At 44.2% G+C, this 16187-nt stretch carries 15 protein-coding genes; 4 read left to right on the forward strand and 11 right to left on the reverse strand.

What is annotated here, in order from left to right; all coding sequences use genetic code 11:
• Positions 1 to 98 precede the first annotated feature (98 nt).
• Positions 99 to 872 carry an IS21-like element ISAba8 family helper ATPase IstB gene (gene istB / locus AC1P5O_RS04645; RefSeq protein ID WP_001053379.1) on the forward strand — a complete coding sequence of 258 codons (774 nt, stop codon included), beginning with the start codon at positions 99 to 101 and terminating at the stop codon, positions 870 to 872.
• A gap of 62 nt (positions 873 to 934) precedes the next feature.
• Positions 935 to 1078 (forward strand): hypothetical protein, encoded by a 144-nt coding sequence (locus AC1P5O_RS04650; RefSeq protein ID WP_348941977.1) that lies wholly within the window; start codon positions 935 to 937, stop codon positions 1076 to 1078.
• A gap of 81 nt (positions 1079 to 1159) precedes the next feature.
• On the opposite strand, the gene AC1P5O_RS04655 is transcribed toward AC1P5O_RS04650, so the two are convergent.
• From AC1P5O_RS04655 to AC1P5O_RS04670, 4 genes are all read right to left on the reverse strand, one after another.
• Positions 1160 to 2206 (reverse strand): hypothetical protein, encoded by a 1047-nt coding sequence (locus tag AC1P5O_RS04655; RefSeq protein ID WP_318270385.1) that lies wholly within the window; start codon positions 2204 to 2206, stop codon positions 1160 to 1162.
• Between the two features lie 155 nt (positions 2207 to 2361).
• Positions 2362 to 3762: a hypothetical protein gene (locus AC1P5O_RS04660; RefSeq protein WP_005102856.1), complete on the reverse strand. Its 1401-nt coding sequence runs from the start codon at positions 3760 to 3762 to the stop codon at positions 2362 to 2364.
• A gap of 10 nt (positions 3763 to 3772) precedes the next feature.
• The gene (locus tag AC1P5O_RS04665) at positions 3773 to 3952 is read right to left on the reverse strand and encodes a hypothetical protein (protein WP_005102858.1); all 180 of its coding nucleotides are present in this window, start codon (positions 3950 to 3952) and stop codon (positions 3773 to 3775) included.
• A 254-nt stretch (positions 3953 to 4206) separates the two neighbouring features.
• Positions 4207 to 4374, reverse strand: coding sequence for a hypothetical protein (locus AC1P5O_RS04670; RefSeq protein ID WP_005102860.1), 168 nt, complete (start codon positions 4372 to 4374; stop codon positions 4207 to 4209).
• A 410-nt stretch (positions 4375 to 4784) separates the two neighbouring features.
• Here AC1P5O_RS04670 and AC1P5O_RS04675 point away from each other — a divergent pair, with 410 nt between their 5' ends.
• Complete coding sequence (locus tag AC1P5O_RS04675; RefSeq protein ID WP_004278594.1) at positions 4785 to 4985, forward strand: dodecin family protein; 201 nt, start codon at positions 4785 to 4787, stop codon at positions 4983 to 4985.
• 65 nt (positions 4986 to 5050) lie between these two features.
• Here the strand turns inward: AC1P5O_RS04675 and AC1P5O_RS04680 are convergent, their stop codons facing one another.
• The 4 genes from AC1P5O_RS04680 to ompR form a co-directional block, all read right to left on the reverse strand.
• On the reverse strand, positions 5051 to 5743 hold the full coding sequence (locus AC1P5O_RS04680) for a DsbA family oxidoreductase (RefSeq protein ID WP_005102861.1): 693 nt from the start codon (positions 5741 to 5743) through the stop codon (positions 5051 to 5053).
• 232 nt (positions 5744 to 5975) lie between these two features.
• Entirely contained in the window at positions 5976 to 7493 is a 1518-nt protein-coding gene (gene scpC / locus AC1P5O_RS04685; protein WP_004647324.1) for a succinyl-CoA:acetate CoA-transferase ScpC, read from the reverse strand.
• A 205-nt stretch (positions 7494 to 7698) separates the two neighbouring features.
• The gene (locus tag AC1P5O_RS04690) at positions 7699 to 9159 is read right to left on the reverse strand and encodes an ATP-binding protein (protein ID WP_085064966.1); all 1461 of its coding nucleotides are present in this window, start codon (positions 9157 to 9159) and stop codon (positions 7699 to 7701) included.
• A 264-nt stretch (positions 9160 to 9423) separates the two neighbouring features.
• The gene (gene ompR / locus AC1P5O_RS04695) at positions 9424 to 10188 is read right to left on the reverse strand and encodes an osmolarity response regulator transcription factor OmpR (RefSeq protein ID WP_004278590.1); all 765 of its coding nucleotides are present in this window, start codon (positions 10186 to 10188) and stop codon (positions 9424 to 9426) included.
• Positions 10189 to 10523: 335 nt separating this feature from the next.
• Between ompR and AC1P5O_RS04700 the strand changes: the two genes are divergently transcribed.
• Positions 10524 to 12878, forward strand: a complete 2355-nt coding sequence (locus tag AC1P5O_RS04700; RefSeq protein ID WP_005102865.1) for a Tex family protein — start codon at positions 10524 to 10526, stop codon at positions 12876 to 12878.
• A gap of 58 nt (positions 12879 to 12936) precedes the next feature.
• Here AC1P5O_RS04700 and AC1P5O_RS04705 read toward each other — a convergent pair whose 3' ends face one another.
• From AC1P5O_RS04705 to AC1P5O_RS04715, 3 genes are all read right to left on the reverse strand, one after another.
• Positions 12937 to 13254, reverse strand: a complete 318-nt coding sequence (locus AC1P5O_RS04705; RefSeq protein ID WP_004729331.1) for a hypothetical protein — start codon at positions 13252 to 13254, stop codon at positions 12937 to 12939.
• Positions 13255 to 13314: 60 nt separating this feature from the next.
• Positions 13315 to 14394, reverse strand: a complete 1080-nt coding sequence (locus tag AC1P5O_RS04710) for a patatin-like phospholipase family protein (RefSeq protein ID WP_005102867.1) — start codon at positions 14392 to 14394, stop codon at positions 13315 to 13317.
• A gap of 167 nt (positions 14395 to 14561) precedes the next feature.
• The gene (locus tag AC1P5O_RS04715) at positions 14562 to 16181 is read right to left on the reverse strand and encodes an ABC1 kinase family protein (RefSeq protein ID WP_004729335.1); all 1620 of its coding nucleotides are present in this window, start codon (positions 16179 to 16181) and stop codon (positions 14562 to 14564) included.
• Positions 16182 to 16187: the final 6 nt, after the last annotated feature.

Below are 16187 nucleotides of genomic sequence, written 5' to 3' on the forward strand. Positions count from 1 at the left end.
TCCAGCACTGTACCTGTTGCAGCAGCAGAGCATGTCATGCCCTACGAGAGTTTGCAGCATCCCTTATCGGTATATGACCAGTTGCTGGGAGTTTCCTGATGAATCTGCAATACGACCGTATAGAGCAGCTTTGCCAAAAGCTCAATCTGCCTGCCATCGCATCACAATGGTCACATCATGCACAACAAACATTAGGTCAGGATGGAAGTTATGCCGACTTTGTTGAAGCGATCTTGACGCATGAATATGCTGCCAGGCAACAGCGCAGCCAGCAGGTACTGATGAAACTCTCAGGCCTGCCTCAAGTCAAAACCCTGGAAGACTATGATTTTAATTATGCCCTAGGGGCCCCTAAATCACAGGTGATTGAACTGTTCAATCTGAGCTTTATTGCTAGAGCAGAAAATGTGGTGTTTCTCGGGGCTAGCGGAGTAGGAAAAACGCACTTATCTATGGCATTAGGCTATAAGGCCATCATGAACAACATTAAGATCAAGTTCATTACCGCCGCCGATCTCATGCTGCAACTAAGTACAGCCTACCAGCAAGGTAAACTGAAAACCTATATGCAACGTGCGGTACTGGGACCAAAGTTACTGATTATCGATGAAATTGGTTATTTACCGTTTGGACGTGAAGAAGCGAATCTGTTCTTTAACGTGATTGCCAAGCGTTATGAAAAAGGCAGTACGATATTGACGAGTAACTTACCCTTTAGCCAATGGTCTAAGTCATTTGCGGATGATGTTACGTTGACCGCTGCGATGTTAGATCGGCTATTACATCACTGTCATGTGGTACAGATATCGGGTGAGAGTTATCGTTTGAAGGATAAAAAAAGAATTGGGATTCAGCCGCAGGTTGAAACTTAATACGAGATCAAAGGGGTCAATTTTACTTCGCCATTTTTAAGGTAAAAGGGGTCAATTTTAAAATGCCGTTGACAGAGGCAGCAAAACTACAACGTGTGCAACATAGCGATCGTATTCGCTTCAATATGCCAGTGATGGAGCAACCTTCATTACAGCAAAAACGAGTGCTACGCAGTGATCGTATTATCTTGAATAAAACCAGCTAATACTTACCGCGCTGATTGCCTCAGTAATATTGAAAAAAGCCCATGAATGATGGGCTTTTATATTTTCTACCATCATTCAGTTTAAAATAACGCTTCTAAACGTACCAAAGCCCCAACATAGTGATCACGATCCTCGCGATGATCATTCAAATAGTTCAGGTCAGTCTGGACAAAAAACCATTCACGTAAAAAAGGTTGTCTCCAGGACACATAAGGGCCCCAGCGATTAAGACGCAGATCCTTGTCATTCAGATAACCACCGGTATAAATGCCGTAACTAAAACGGTTGTCTTGAAAAAACTGATGTTGCCTAAAGGTGTAGTTGTCCCAAGTGAGATCATCGTCTTGATCATCGGCATAAGTCAGACTGAGCTGATTAGAGAAAAAGGCCTGATTGGGACGGGCATGAATCAGTTCCAGGTTGGTCCGTAAATAGTTTTCGCTTTGAATACCATAGCGATAAATCTGTTCGGCATGAAAAGAGTAGTCATTTTCTAGTGTCCAATCTTTACTGGCTTTGACGCGTAGGTAAATATCATCTCCAGAACGTAAGCCCAGATCCAGATCGGTTTCAAAAGGAATACGATCTGACCATTCAGACCAACGTAAGGCAAAAGAGCTGTTATCTTCACGGGCACGTTTAGTATCCAGACGCTTATTTCCGGAAGTGGCAGGATTTTCATTGGTAATCGCGACATTGCTGTCTAATTCATTGTCCAGACTGTCATCACCAAACACCACACTCAGCTTTTGTTCCAAGGTCGGAAGCTTGATCTTGCCGCGGATTCGGGGCTTAATCTCATAGCCTTCATATTCATCCCAGCGATTATCTAGAATGATCCGTAATGTAGCTGCAGCTGGCTGATCCGGATCGCTTTCACCAAACCAGTTATCAATTTTATGCGCAGTACGATCGGCCCATTCGCGGATGCCTTTCTGCTTTTGATCCGCCCATGAATAATTTTCTGTCTCTAGCGTGGATGGAACAATGGCGACATTTGATTGCTCCGGCAGAACCGTGGGTGTTGCATCGATCAAACGTGGAATCTGATCCAGCAAGCCTGATCGGCTTGGCTCTATATTCGTTGGACTGGCAGGAGCAGTTGTGACTGAATTGGCCCAAGACATGCTACCACTCATTCCTAAGCCCAGAGAGAGCAGTAAAATTTGAGTAACCCTGTTTATTTGCATGAGATATTTGTTGCTCTTGTATTCTTATATTCAGCTGTAGTTTTCTAAAAAACGGCCTTAAAAAGCAAGTTAAAGCTACAAAATAACAGCAATTATTCAATCATTTGAGCCTGAATTTCCCGATAAAGCTCTAATACCCGAATGGGTTGTGGCATTGTTAAAATAATATTGTGAATATTCTGCCAATTTAGCTGTTTGTCGCGTTGCAGCAAGATGTATGGATAGGCCAGCTCATCCTCTGCGAGAGAGATGCGTTTTTCACCATGAATCACTCGGATTTTTTGATGTTCCTGTAGCAAAAGCACTGGGGTAGAAAAATCCGCAGCAGCTTCTTTAAACGAGATAAATTTCTGCTTTTGAATGGACTGTGCGGGTATAAATGGATGGTAATCTGGCTGTGTCCAGACTGTTTCAGCCTGCTGCAAGTAAGCCGTTGAAAAAAACTCGAGTTGCATGAACCTGGTGCTTATAACAGACCACGCCAGTGATTTAATCGCAGCAGCCTGATGTTGATGATGGCTCAGCCAATGTTGAATACAATAGTGAGCCTGCAACTGACTCGGTACCCCTAAGAGCATCAGATATTTAACAAACTGACCTTGCAGATTCAATTGCTCAACCAAATAAACCTGACGTGCCTGCCAGTTATCTTCTGCCGCATAATATAAGACAATATCCAGATAAACAGGGTGTTGTTCGACATCGGATTCTAGTTCTAAAGCACAGAGCCGCTGGATATTAGTTTCTTCTAAACCTAAAGGGTGTACATGAGCGTTTAGTTTGCCCAGTTGGATCTGTACAGGGAATTGAATCAATTCGGAGACTGTGATCTGTTCTTGCTGAATTGTCGTTTCAGCTTTTAGTTGAGGATTTAGTTCCTTGGGTTCAGTTAGTATTTGATTGGTTGACTCATCTAAGCGATTTAATTCTAGTGCATGAATTCTTGCGCGCGGCCGTCCCCGATGATATTTGGTTGTTTCCATAGAATTGCAGCTGGTTTCAGCTTCGTGTAAGGATAAGGCAGGAACGATCAAGGGTGGATCCTGTTTCAGGCAAGAAAACCGCTGCTGTTGTTGTAACAGCCAGATATAACAGTGTTGCAGTTCAGCCCATTGGCTGTGCAGGGCAGGAGCTTGGGGAGCCGGAATCAGCCAGATTTGCCAGCCACGTTCAGGATGATGTAAAACTGCCCAGCCTGAATCCGGATGGGCATACAATGCTTGTTCCAGCGCCAAGATTTCGGTGAAATAGCCACGAAAGCTTAAATGATAAGACGTGTTAGCAGAAAATTGGTAGGTGACAAGTTCAGGCTGAGTGCGAACTTTAAATGCTGAAATCTGGGTTTTGAAAATAGGTTCATCACACAGATTAAAAATATCGCGTATTCTTTTTTTAGAACGGGCAATTTCATATAAAGGCAGGACTTTATGCTCCAGTTGCTGCGCCAGTCCATGTAGTTCTTTAATTAAGTGTGCTTTTTCTAAAGCATTCATTTTTTGATCTCTAGAGATGTTTCAGTACTTTATCCAGGGTTTGTGCCAGTACGAGGTTAACCGCCAGCTCCACTAGTCTGTATTCAGCAGAATTTGAGTCGGTATAGCTTTCTGCCATCTCAATTAAATAATCAATAGAAACGGAATGAGGCGGAATTTTGCCCTGTACCAATGCCTGAAGTTCATGCATAAAAAATTTTCTTATCATTGATCTATTTATATTGCTGCAATTATAAGCAGAGATCACATAAAATAGTGATCTATTTTGAGTATTTTATAAACAAATTTTTTAATTAAAAGTGATAAAAATCAATAGAAAAAATGAGAGTAGGAAATAGTCGATATTTTTTTAGAGTCGTGCATCTTTCACACTGAATGTGTTCAATATGATCAAAAAAAACAGGCTGAATCAATCAGCCTGTTTTAATGAAAAACAGCTTTGCATTAAGCCGTTTTTTCAGTTACCACAGTCGCAGCATCTGTATTTACTGTTTCCGCAGGTGCTTTAGTCGCTGGAAAGTCTGGCAGATGAACCACTTGCGCCATTTGTGCAGACGCTTGAACAGAAAAAGCCATAACGGTTGCTGCGAAAGCAAATTTAAGAGCATTCATAGGATGACCTTTAATATCAGAGTGTTCAATGACTTGAACAGAGGAGAATATTTAAACCTAATTCGGGTGAAATAATAGCAAATAAGACTTAATAGAAAATGATAGATTCGGCAAATTCAGGCAGTAAATTTTAGATAAATTACTCTACAAAACAATAAATTAGTATATTTACTCTAGTTTGATTTTTATGGTTTTACAGGGCTTTATACTTTATTTTAGCGATGAAAATCTGGACTTAATCGAGTGTTAAAATAAAAGGTCATGTGTTTTTGATCTGCCAATTTAAAACTAAATTTCGAGCTTTGTTCAATCCATGTAAGTTTTTGCTATCGCTTGTTTACGGGCTGCTGCAATCTTCTAGGAATGGACTAAGATAGAATTTCATTCATTTTCATTTTGAGAGTTTTATTATGGCAATTGCAAAAGTGGTAGAAGTCAATTCAAGCAGCAATAAAAGCTTTGAAGATGCGATTCAAACGGGCATTCAAAAAGTCACAGAAACGGTCAAAAATGTACAAGGTGCTTGGATCAATGAACAGAAGGTTGTCATTAAAGAAAATAAAATCACGGAATATCGTGTCAATTTAAAAATTAGTTTTCTGGTTGATTAAGTGAATACAATTCAATAACAAATAAAAAACCCCATTTGAAATGGGGTTTTTTATTGAACGTTGCTTTATTTAGCTTGGTCTGGGGTGTCACACGTTTCTGTTGAGCACTGTGCTGCCTGACTATTGGTTGATGTATCGAGCGCTTTTTCAAATACTTGCAAGAAAACTTCTTTAGGTTGCGCGCCTGCCAATGCCACACGTTGATCAAAAACAAAGAAAGGCACACCAGTCACTTTGAGTTGTTCGTGTGCGACTTCCTGATCGAATTTGACAAAGTCGGCATATTCTTCCGAATCCAACAGGTCATCGACTTCGACCGGATTCAGGCCAATACGCGCTGCGACATCTTCCAGTGTTTCACGTTCTCCAATCGCCAGACCTTGGGTCATATAGCTATAGAAGAACGCTTCCTGTGCTTCATTGCCCAAACCTTTGCTTTGCGCCAGGTGAATCAGGCGATGCGCATTAAAGGTATTGCCTGAATTGGCACCTTCCCAGTTAAATTCAATACCTTCGGCTTTGGCCATTTCAGCAATATTGCGCTGCATCTCTTCGACTTCTGCCACGGTGCGGCCATATTTTTGCGCCAGACGCTCAGAGTTGGAGACTTCCTGACGTACCGGTGCTTCAGGATCGAGCTGAAAACTGTGCCAATGTACTTCTAGCTCAATACCTGCTTCTTGTGCAGCAGCTTCTAAACGTTTTTTACCAATATAGCAGAAGGGGCAAACCACATCTGACCAGATATCTACGCGCATGTCATGTCTCTAATTTTGCTCTTGTGTTCAAGTATGAGGGTGAAGAATCAGAATTTAAAGCCCTTGAGCATCAGAAGTGTATTTCTACAGCAGATCGGCAGGATAAATAAAAGAAGAAAGAGTAGGTGATAGCCAGATGGCTTCCTTAATATAATCAGGTTCTGACTATTCAAAAAAAATATAAAAATGCCATAAAAAAACGCCCCGTAGGGCGTTTTGTGAATGCAGTCAATTATGCAGTTTTTACTGCAGCTTCAACAGCAAGCATGTGACCATTTTCTTCGAAGTTTGAGTGCCAAGAAAGCGCTTCACGAAGAAGATGAGGGGTATGGCCGCCTTTTGCACATGCACGGTCAAAGTAATCATTCAACGCATCGCGGTACATTGGGTGCGCACAGTTATCAATTACTGCACGTGCACGCTCACGCGGAGCCAAACCACGAAGATCCGCAAGACCTTGTTCAGTCACTAGGATATCAACATCATGTTCTGCGTGGTCGATATGTGAAGCAAACGGCACTACAGAAGAGATGTCGCCACCTTTCGCGATTGATTTGGTTACGAAGATCGCCAAGTGGGCATTACGTGCGAAGTCACCTGAACCACCAATACCGTTCATCATTTTGGTACCACATACGTGAGTTGAGTTCACGTTACCGTAAATATCAAACTCAAGTGCAGTGTTGATGCCGATAATACCTAAACGACGTACCAGTTCAGGATGGTTTGAAATTTCCTGTGGACGTAATACCAGTTTGTCTTTGTATTGTTCTAGGTTGTTAAATACTTTCTCGCCGTACTTAGCAGAAAGCGTAATAGAAGAACCTGAAGCAAACTTCATTTTACCGGCATCGATCAATTCAAACGTACAGTCTTGTAGTACTTCTGAGTACATGATCAAGTCTTCGAAGTTTGAATCTTTCAGACCCGTCAATACGGCGTTTGCAATTGAACCAATCCCTGCTTGAAGAGGTCCGAGGTTTTTCGGTAGACGGTCTTCAGCTACTTCTTTTTCAAAGAAAGCGATCAAATGGTTGGCAATGCTTTGAGTCTCATCATCTGGTGCAGTTACAGTAGATGGAGAGTCGTGCAATTCGCTGTTAAATACGATACCAACAATTTTAGATGGATCGATATTGATCGCATGCGTACCAATACGCTCATCAACTTGAGTCAATGGAATCGCTTGACGCGTTGGACGATACGTCGGGATGTAGATATCGTGCAAGCCTTCAAATGCCGGGCTTAAATTCGTATTGATTTCTACAATCACTTTTTCAGCAAAAATCGCAAAGCTTGCAGAGTTACCAACAGATGTTGTTGGAATGATGCCGCCATCTTCAGTAATTGCTACGGCTTCGATGATCGCAACGTCTGGTTTTTTCAACTGCAGGTTACGCATTTGCTCAACAGTTTCAGACAAGTGCTGGTCAATGAACATCACTTCGCCGTTGTTGATCGCTTTACGTAAAGTATTGTCTACCTGGAACGGTAAACGACGTGCCAATACACCAGCTTCAGTCAGTTGTTTGTCTAGATCGTTCCCTAGTGATGCACCAGTAATTAACGTGATCTTTAATGGGTTTGCTTTTGCCTGTTGAACTAAAGCTAAAGGAACCGCCTTCGCTTCACCAGCGCGAGTAAAGCCACTCATGCCCACAGTCATGCCATCTTGGATGAATTCAGCCGCTTGTTCAGGGCTGATGACTTTGTTGTGTAGGGAGGCTAAACGGATACGATCTAAAGACATTTTAACTCTCATTAATTCTTAAACTATGATACGGATTGTACCGCTCAAAAAATGTATTGTGCATAGGTGTTAGGCTAAGGTCTAATTTTTTAGCTAAATGTAGGTATAATAAAAAATGATGATTTTTAAATGATTGAATTCGTGAACTATAAAATGAATTGTATAGAAAAACTAAAAAGTCATTTGTTGAATTACTGATCACTTATTAAAAGTGCTCAGTCAAAGTTTGGCGAATTTTATCGAGTGTAGTGGCTGGGGGAAGTGTCTCAGGATTCGCCTGATTCACGGGTAGTGAAATGATAGCTTCCAGCCCACCTTCAGGACGATTATGAATACGCAATTGGCCATGGTGAATATCGACAATCCGTTTCACAATGGCCAACCCCAAGCCACTGCCTTGTACTGTTCGTGCCGAATCGCCCCGAACAAAAGGCTGCATCAAGGCTTCAATCTGATCTTCCGGGATGCCTTCGCCATGGTCTGCGACACAAATCAACAGTTGATCTTCTTCAACATGCGCAGAAAGCTCAATTGGTTCTGAACCATAACGTTTTGAGTTGTTGATCAGATTGCCGATCAGTCTTTTTAGTGACATGCTGCGCGCCTGAATGGTCGGTATATCTTGTGGTGTAAATCGGATATCTAGCGGTTTAAACTGCTTGACCAGTTCCTGTAGCAGTACATTGACATTGGTGTCCTGCGGTTCTTCATCGGAACCATCGCGCATATAGGAAATGAACTGATCCAGAATCGCGTCCATATCTTCGACATCATAAATCAGGCCTTCTTTGAGAAAGTCTTCATCTGGCATCATTTCGGCACTGAGGCGGATTCGGGTTAAGGGCGTGCGCAAGTCATGTGAAATGCCGGCCAGCATGATTCGGCGTTCCCGCTCGGTCTGGTCCAGCGTATAAATCATCTGATTAAAGGCATGATTGACCTGACGGATTTCCAGTGGACCATGATTGGTATCTAGATAGGGTGCTGAGCCGATTCGGCTATAACTGTTGGCGGCATTCTGCAAACGGCGTAAAGGACGGTTGAGCTGACGCACCAAGGTCAAAATAATGATGCCGACAATAATCGGCGTGCCAAGCAACCAGCCCAAAATCAGTTCATTGCTATAATTGGCATAAGTCTTTAAAGGTTCCTGTACCCAGTGACCATTCATTTCAGGAGTCTGGATCCAGATACGTGGACTCGGCTTAAACTGGAAATAGACTGTGGCTTGTTCGATGCGTAACTCTTTGGCGAGTTTGGTTTCGATCTGTCGGGTAAAAAATTCGGCAATCAGCTTTTCACGGACAGTGGGATATTCTGCCGGATTAGTAACGTATTCAATGCCGACCCGGTTTTTCAGCCAGTCATCGATATCGACTTCCTGCTGTTTATGATACAGGCGCAGATCGGGATTATTAAGAATTTCCAGTTCCATGGCCAGATAACGCGCATGTTGCTGGATTTCAGGTAAAAACAGGGTACGCCAAAAGAACCACAAGGACATGAACAGGCTAAAACAGACCACAAAAACCACCAGTACCGTGGTACGCATGGCAGCAGAACGCGGCTTGATCTTGTCGAGAAAGCGTTCCCCGCGGGTACGCTTTTTTTCCGAGTAGCTGACAAAATCGGTAAATTTTTGTGGATCGATGGGGTCGAGTTTCACACCAGCTCCCTGTTGGCATTTTCCAAATTGAGCAGTAATAATAATTTGTAATGGAATCTTACTGCTTGAACCTTCGATGGAAGGAGCTTGTTGTGTTACTTTTTTTGAAAAAATGAGTAACACTGTTACGCAAGTAAAAACTTTGCCATTCGCTGAACTCGCGCATTTGTATACGAGCCTTTAAAGAAGGGGAGGCTCAAACAGCAGCGAATGGCTTTTAGGGACAATAAATTGGGGTAATCTTTTATCGTAATAAGTTTTTCTTTATTCAGCACCATCTGGAACAAAGACATAACCCACACCCCATACAGTCTGGATATAACGTGCACGCGCTGGGTTTTCTTCCACTAAACGGCGTAAACGTGACACCTGAACATCAATTGAACGTTCCATGGCACCCCATTCACGGCCACGCGCCAGATTCATCAGCTTGTCGCGGGTTAATGGTTCGCGTGGATGTTGAACCAGTGCTTTCAGTACCGCAAACTCACCAGTAGTGAGCGTTACCACTTGGCCTTCACGGGTCAGAGTGCGGGTAGAGAGATCTAGCGACCATGGGCCAAAAGAAACCACTTCCATCTGTTGGCTTGGTGCACCCGGCACTTCACGTACCTGACGGCGCAATACCGCACGAATACGTGCCAGCAGCTCATTCGGGTTAAACGGTTTAGGCAAGTAATCATCGGCACCTGCTTCTAAACCGGCAATACGATCCGAGTCGCTACCACGAGCGGTGAGCATAATGATAGGCGTATCGATATTGGATTGGCGTAAACGACGACAGATACTCAAGCCATCTTCGACCGGAAGCATAAAGTCGAGCACGATCAGAGAAAACAGTTCCCGCTGTAAAAGTCGATCCATCTGCGTGGCATCATGTGCAGTTTTAACCACAAAGCCTTTATCTTCGAGAAAACGCTGTAATAAGGTACGCAGACGAACATCATCATCAACCACCAGGATCCGTTCGACCCGGTCCGTTTCGGTATGTACGGCATCGGCTTTTTCAGCAGGTACAACTAAACTCATGAGATGCTCCTTTATTCTTTATTGTCGTCATAAACAAAAATCAAATAGGCTTTGAGTATACGATTCATTGATATTAATTGACTATGCTCTAAAGCACCAAATATTGCAGTTAAAATCAAGACATAGATACCAAATATATACATCTAAATGAGCAAAAAATACGATTTTAAGCTGGATAAAAAGCAAAGTTCATACAAACTTTATCGGGAAAAGCTGAAAACTGTGGCACTTCATAATATAAAGATGAGGTAAATTAATAAAAACAATGGTGGATTTTATAGACCCGGTCTTTATAATCATGCCATTTAGTACTTATCCTTGTGGGATCAAACACGATGACTGACTTAGTTCAGCAGTTGGCAAAAGAACTTGCCGTACGTCCAAATCAAGTTGAGGCTGCCATCAAGCTTATTGATGAAGGTGCCAGTGTTCCTTTTATTGCACGTTACCGTAAAGAAGTAACGCAAGGCTTAGACGATACGCAACTACGTCAACTCGATACGCGTTTATCATACTTGCGTGATTTGTATGAGCGCCGTGAAAAGGTGATTGAATCACTCAAAGAACAAGATAAATTATCTGATGATTTATTGGCGCGTGTGAATGCCGCTGAAACCAAAAATGCATTAGAAGAAATTTACGCGCCGTACCGTCCAAAACGTACCAGTAAATCATTCAAGGCCAAAGAAGCCGGTCTAGGCCCGATTTCCGAAAAAATCTTTAATGAAGCCGTTGATCCAGCTGAAGCTTTGGTGGGTTTTAGCCATGAAGATTACCCAGATACTGAAAGCCAGCTTGATGCGATCCAGCACATCCTGATTGATGACTGGGCGCAAAATATCGCGCTGACCACTGAACTTAAAGCGACATTTGCAAAAACTGCCGTGCTGAAAAGTTTGGTTGCCAGTGATGAGAAAAAAGAAGTCGGTAAAAAATTCCGTGATTATTTCGATTTCTCTGAAAACTTGAATAAAGTGCCTTCACACCGTTTATTGGCGATGCTGCGTGGCCGTCAAGAAAACGTTTTAGGCCTGAAAGTGGATGGCGAAGATGATGCCCCGTTGGCGCGTATTGAAACTGAATACAATCTTGAAACTGTTCAGCCACAAGCGCGTCAGGATTTCTTGAAGCAAACTGCAAAACTATTTTGGCTCGGTAAAGTTCGTCCAACGATCGAACATTCATTGCTGACTGAAAAACGTCTGGCTGCTGAAACAGAAGCGATGAACGTCTTTGCTGAAAACCTGCGTCATTTACTGCTTTCTGCACCTGCAGGCGCACGTACCACTTTGGGCGTGGACCCGGGTATCCGTACCGGTGTGAAACTGGCGGTAGTGAACGAGTCTGGTGATGTTCTTGCACACAGCACGATTTATCCATTTGCACCAAAAGACGATAAAGAAGGTTCACTGGCCGAGCTGGCGCGTTTATGCCGCGAGTTCAATGTTGACCTGATCGCGATTGGTAATGGTACTGCAAGCCGTGAAACTGAAGCTTTAGTTGCTGAAATGATGGCTGCGAACAGTGATCTGAAAATGACGCGTGTTTCTGTATCTGAAGCAGGTGCATCGGTGTATTCAGCATCTGAACTAGCTTCACAGGAACTGCCTGAACTAGATGTATCTATTCGTGGTGCGGTATCGATTGCACGCCGTTTACAAGATCCACTAGCAGAACTGGTGAAAATCGATCCGAAATCGATTGGTGTGGGTCAGTATCAACATGACGTGAACCAGACCGGTCTGGCGAAAACCTTGGAAGCGGTCGTTGAAGACTGTGTGAACTCAGTGGGTGTGGATGTAAATACTGCATCAGCAGCGATTTTGGGTTATATCGCGGGTCTAAATAAATCAATTGCACAGCAAATTGTGGAATTCCGTAAGGAAAATGGTCGTTTTGACAATCGTCAGTCTTTGAAGAAAGTGCCACGTTTAGGCGAGCGTACTTTTGAGCAGGCTGCGGGCTTCTTGCGTATTCAAGATGGTACAGAACCACTAGATGCTTCTGCGGTTCACCCTGAGTCATATGCTTTGGTGAGCAAAATTGTTGAAGCGAAAGCAACGACTGTAAAAGACATCATTGGCAATACTGAAATCATTCGCCAAGTGAATGCTGAAGAATTTACAGACGAGAAATTCGGTCTGCCGACAATTCAAGACGTATTGGCTGAACTGGAAAAACCGGGCCGTGACCCGCGTCCAGAGTTCCGCACTGCTAAATTCCGTGATGACATTACTGAAGTTGCGCAATTGTCTGAAGGCATGCAGCTGGAAGGTGTAGTGACAAATGTCACTAACTTCGGTGCATTTGTCGATGTGGGTGTGCATCAAGATGGTTTGGTACATATTTCTGAACTTGCCAATGAATTCGTCGCTGATCCGCATAAAGTGGTGAAACCGGGTCAAATCGTACAAGTCCGTGTTTTGAATGTGGATGCTGAACGTAACCGCGTGAATCTGTCGATGCGTCCTGAAGGTTCTGAAGCGCCGGCGAAAGCACCACGTCAGCCACGTCGCGAGAACAATGAGCCACGTGGTGAACGTAAGCCTCAGGGTAAACGTCCACAGCAAGGACGTCCGCAAGGTGATCGCCCTCAGGGTAAGAAACCTCAAGCGGCTAAACCACAAGAGCAAAAAATTGGTGGTTTGGGTGCATTGCTATTGCAAGCAGGGATTAAAGGTTCTAAATAATTTTCAGATATCTTTAATTTAAAAAAACCTCCCAATTGGGAGGTTTTTTATTGGATCATTATGAGTTAATCATCGGCACAATCCAGCTGGTGATAATCAGCAAAATACCGAGATGCCCCAATTTTCGTGTCACATAGACCAGTTTAGATGGTGGCTGTTCCAGTCTTTTTGCATATTCTTCCATGCTAATGCCGGGCTTGCCTTTACTGGTAAATAAAAACACCGCCAGGTCGATACAGATCAGAATCGTACCGATATCAGCGACCAGTTCCATCAGGACAAAATCCTGGCGATACAGCGACATGCTGACGCTATAAATCAGATAAATGGCAAAGGCCAGACACAGGTATTGCAGGACAACTAAAAACTTCTGCATAAATTTCAACAGTTCACAAAATTAAAGCAATTATACAAATAATCGGGCAGCTGCTGCCAATTACAAGGCTTGCATCACCTCAGCAAAATTCTGCTTCTCGACCAGTTCCAGAAATTCATCGCCCAGACGCTGACTTTCCGCAATACATTGCTTCCACAGCTGAATCCGTTGGGTTTGATCCAAATCTTTTAAGTTAAAGTCTTTACGATCAGGCAAACGACCCAAAGGCAAACTTTGCAGATATTGCTGCGATGGAGAAAGCAGCAAAGTTCGTGCCTGATTTTCTGGATTTGAGGTACGTTTAAATAACTTGTCGAACCAGCCGGGGGTAATGCTATCGGTAAAATGTGGATACAGCACAATGCCTTTGCTCTGAAAGGGCAGGTCAATGTGATAATCAATCAGGCCACCATCGCGATAATAACCCTGCGGTGCATCCGGAATATTGTTCACCGCTGCCATTACCCCGGGAATAGAGGCTGAAGCCATCAGCCAAGACAACACACTCTGTTCGGTCAGTGCATGATAATGTGTGGTAAATCCATCTTCAGCGATTTTAAACTGTTCACCGATATTGGGCTGGCTGATCACACGTTGCATGAAATAACGGCTGTGCCGGCGCGCGACTGCGGTCGTTCCAAGAATTCCAGCCACAGAAGCCAGCAACGGCAATGCCTTGTCACTCTGGAAAATGTGTTGGGCTTTAATTGAAATGACTGCGAGATGATAATCTGGATGATTGACTAGATTGTTTTCTTTGCCTTGTACCAGATCCAGCAGCATGCCACGGCAAACTTCGCTGACATCCTGACGGGTCATTTTTTTATGAAAATAGAGGTTGGTATACAGCTCACCCAAACGTTCGGTTCCCTGTTGAACTCCATGTGCAGCCATACTGGCAAAACGCCAGCTGCCAATCGAAGAACCCACCAAAGTTCTACGCTGAGGTGCACGTGGAAAAAACTCACCAAAAATCGCCTGATCCAGTCCCTGGATCCCGATGCCTTTGGGGCCACCTGCAGCACCAGGTACAATATCGACTTGTTCGGGTTGCAAACCTTGTTGCAGAATCAGCTCACGTGCTAGATGGCCAGCACGAATCGTCAGCGCAGGCGCACGTCTTTGTAAAATCTGTACCATGGTTGAACCTATACTAGCCAAATGTGTGCTTATTTTAAGCGATAGGTCTGAAGACCCAATGGCAAGATATGTCCTAAGGTGACTTTGGAGTCATCCTCATCTTTAAGACATAAAAAAAGCCTGCATCATTTCAGGCTTTTTTTATCATGTTCTAAAATCACGGAGATTTATTTAGCAATCCGCCAGACGGCAAGCACGCTTGCGAGCACAATCAGAATCACCGACACAAACCATGGTGAAATAATTGCAATCGCCAGCAGAATGGCCATGACGCTGCCAAACATCCAGCTGCGTTTTTGCTGATGTTCCATTTGCAGGCGCATGCTTTGTAATTCATTGAGCTGTTTGGCATGCCATGCCGACTGGTTTTTTAAACCATTTAAGCTATCGATCATCAGGGTCGGTAAATCCTGCGCCCCTAAAAGCAGATCCGGGATTTTCTGTCCCAGTTCTTTTAGGTTCTTTTGCGGATTCATCTGGGCCTTGATCCAGTCTGTCAGGATCGGTTTGGCCAGACTCCAGATATCCAGTTCAGGATATAGGTCGGTTCCTAAACCTTCGACATGCACCAAAGTTTTTAGCAGCAGCATCAATTGAGGGGGAATTTCGAGATGGAAACGACGAGCGATATCCATCACTTCAATCAGAATGCCGGCAAAATCCAGTTCATGCATCGGTTTTGAGACCATTGGCCCCACACTGCGGCGCATTTCACGAGCCAAAGCATCCTGATCAGTCCCCGGTGGAATCCAGCCAGCCTGATGCACCACCTGAATCAGCTGCATAAAGTCGCTGTTCATGACCGCTAGTAGCATGCGTGCTACGGTCATCTGGTCGTGTTTGGACAGTTCGCCCATAATCGCGCAGTCCAGCGCAATAAAACGCGGATTGGCCGGATTGATGGTTTCTACAAAGACATTTCCCGGATGCATATCGGCATGGAAGAAGTTATCGCGGAACACCTGGGTAAAGAAGATGGTCAGGCCTTTACGCGCCAGATCGGCCCGATCCATGCCCAGCCGGTCAAAGGTCGCGATATCTGAAATCGGCACCCCGGTAATGCGCTCGGCTACCAGCACGTCTTTGCTGTCCATATAAATTTCCGGCACATACATCATGCTCGAGCCGGTAAAGTGATGGCGCATACGGCGGGTATTGTCTGCTTCCAGCGTCAGATCCAGCTCATTCAGAATGATCTGGCGATAGTCCTGAATGATTTCTGATAAATGTAGGGCACGTGCTGCTTCCAGACGTTTTTCCAGAAATTGACCGAGCCATTCCAGAATTTCAAAATCCTGCAAAATCTGCTGGCGAATATTCGGGCGGGTGACTTTAACCACCACTTCACGGCCATCATGCAGGGCAGCCGTATGCACCTGAGCAATCGAAGCTGCAGCCAGTGGCTGGGTATCGAAACGCGCGAATAGGGTATTTACATCAGCTTTCAGGGATTCCTGAATGCGCATCTTGGCCACGTCATTATCAAATGGCTTGACCCGGTCTTGCAGTAACACCAGTTGCTGTAAAACTTCAGGTGGAATCAGGTCACGGCGGGTCGAGAGCAGTTGACCGAGCTTGATCGCCAACGGCCCCATTTCTTCTAAAGCCAGTTTCAGCTTGAGCGGATTTTTACGTTCACGACTGGACCAGGCAGCCGGATGCATCCGGATGAGGGACAGCACATGCCGGGATTTTTCTGGTAATTCTTCCGCAGGAAACAACGTGTCGAGTCGATAGTGCGCGGCGATGCGCCAAAGTTCGAGTAAACGTGAAACATGCGGAATCATAAAGCT

The sequence above is a fragment of the Prolinoborus fasciculus genome (assembly GCF_056724605.1).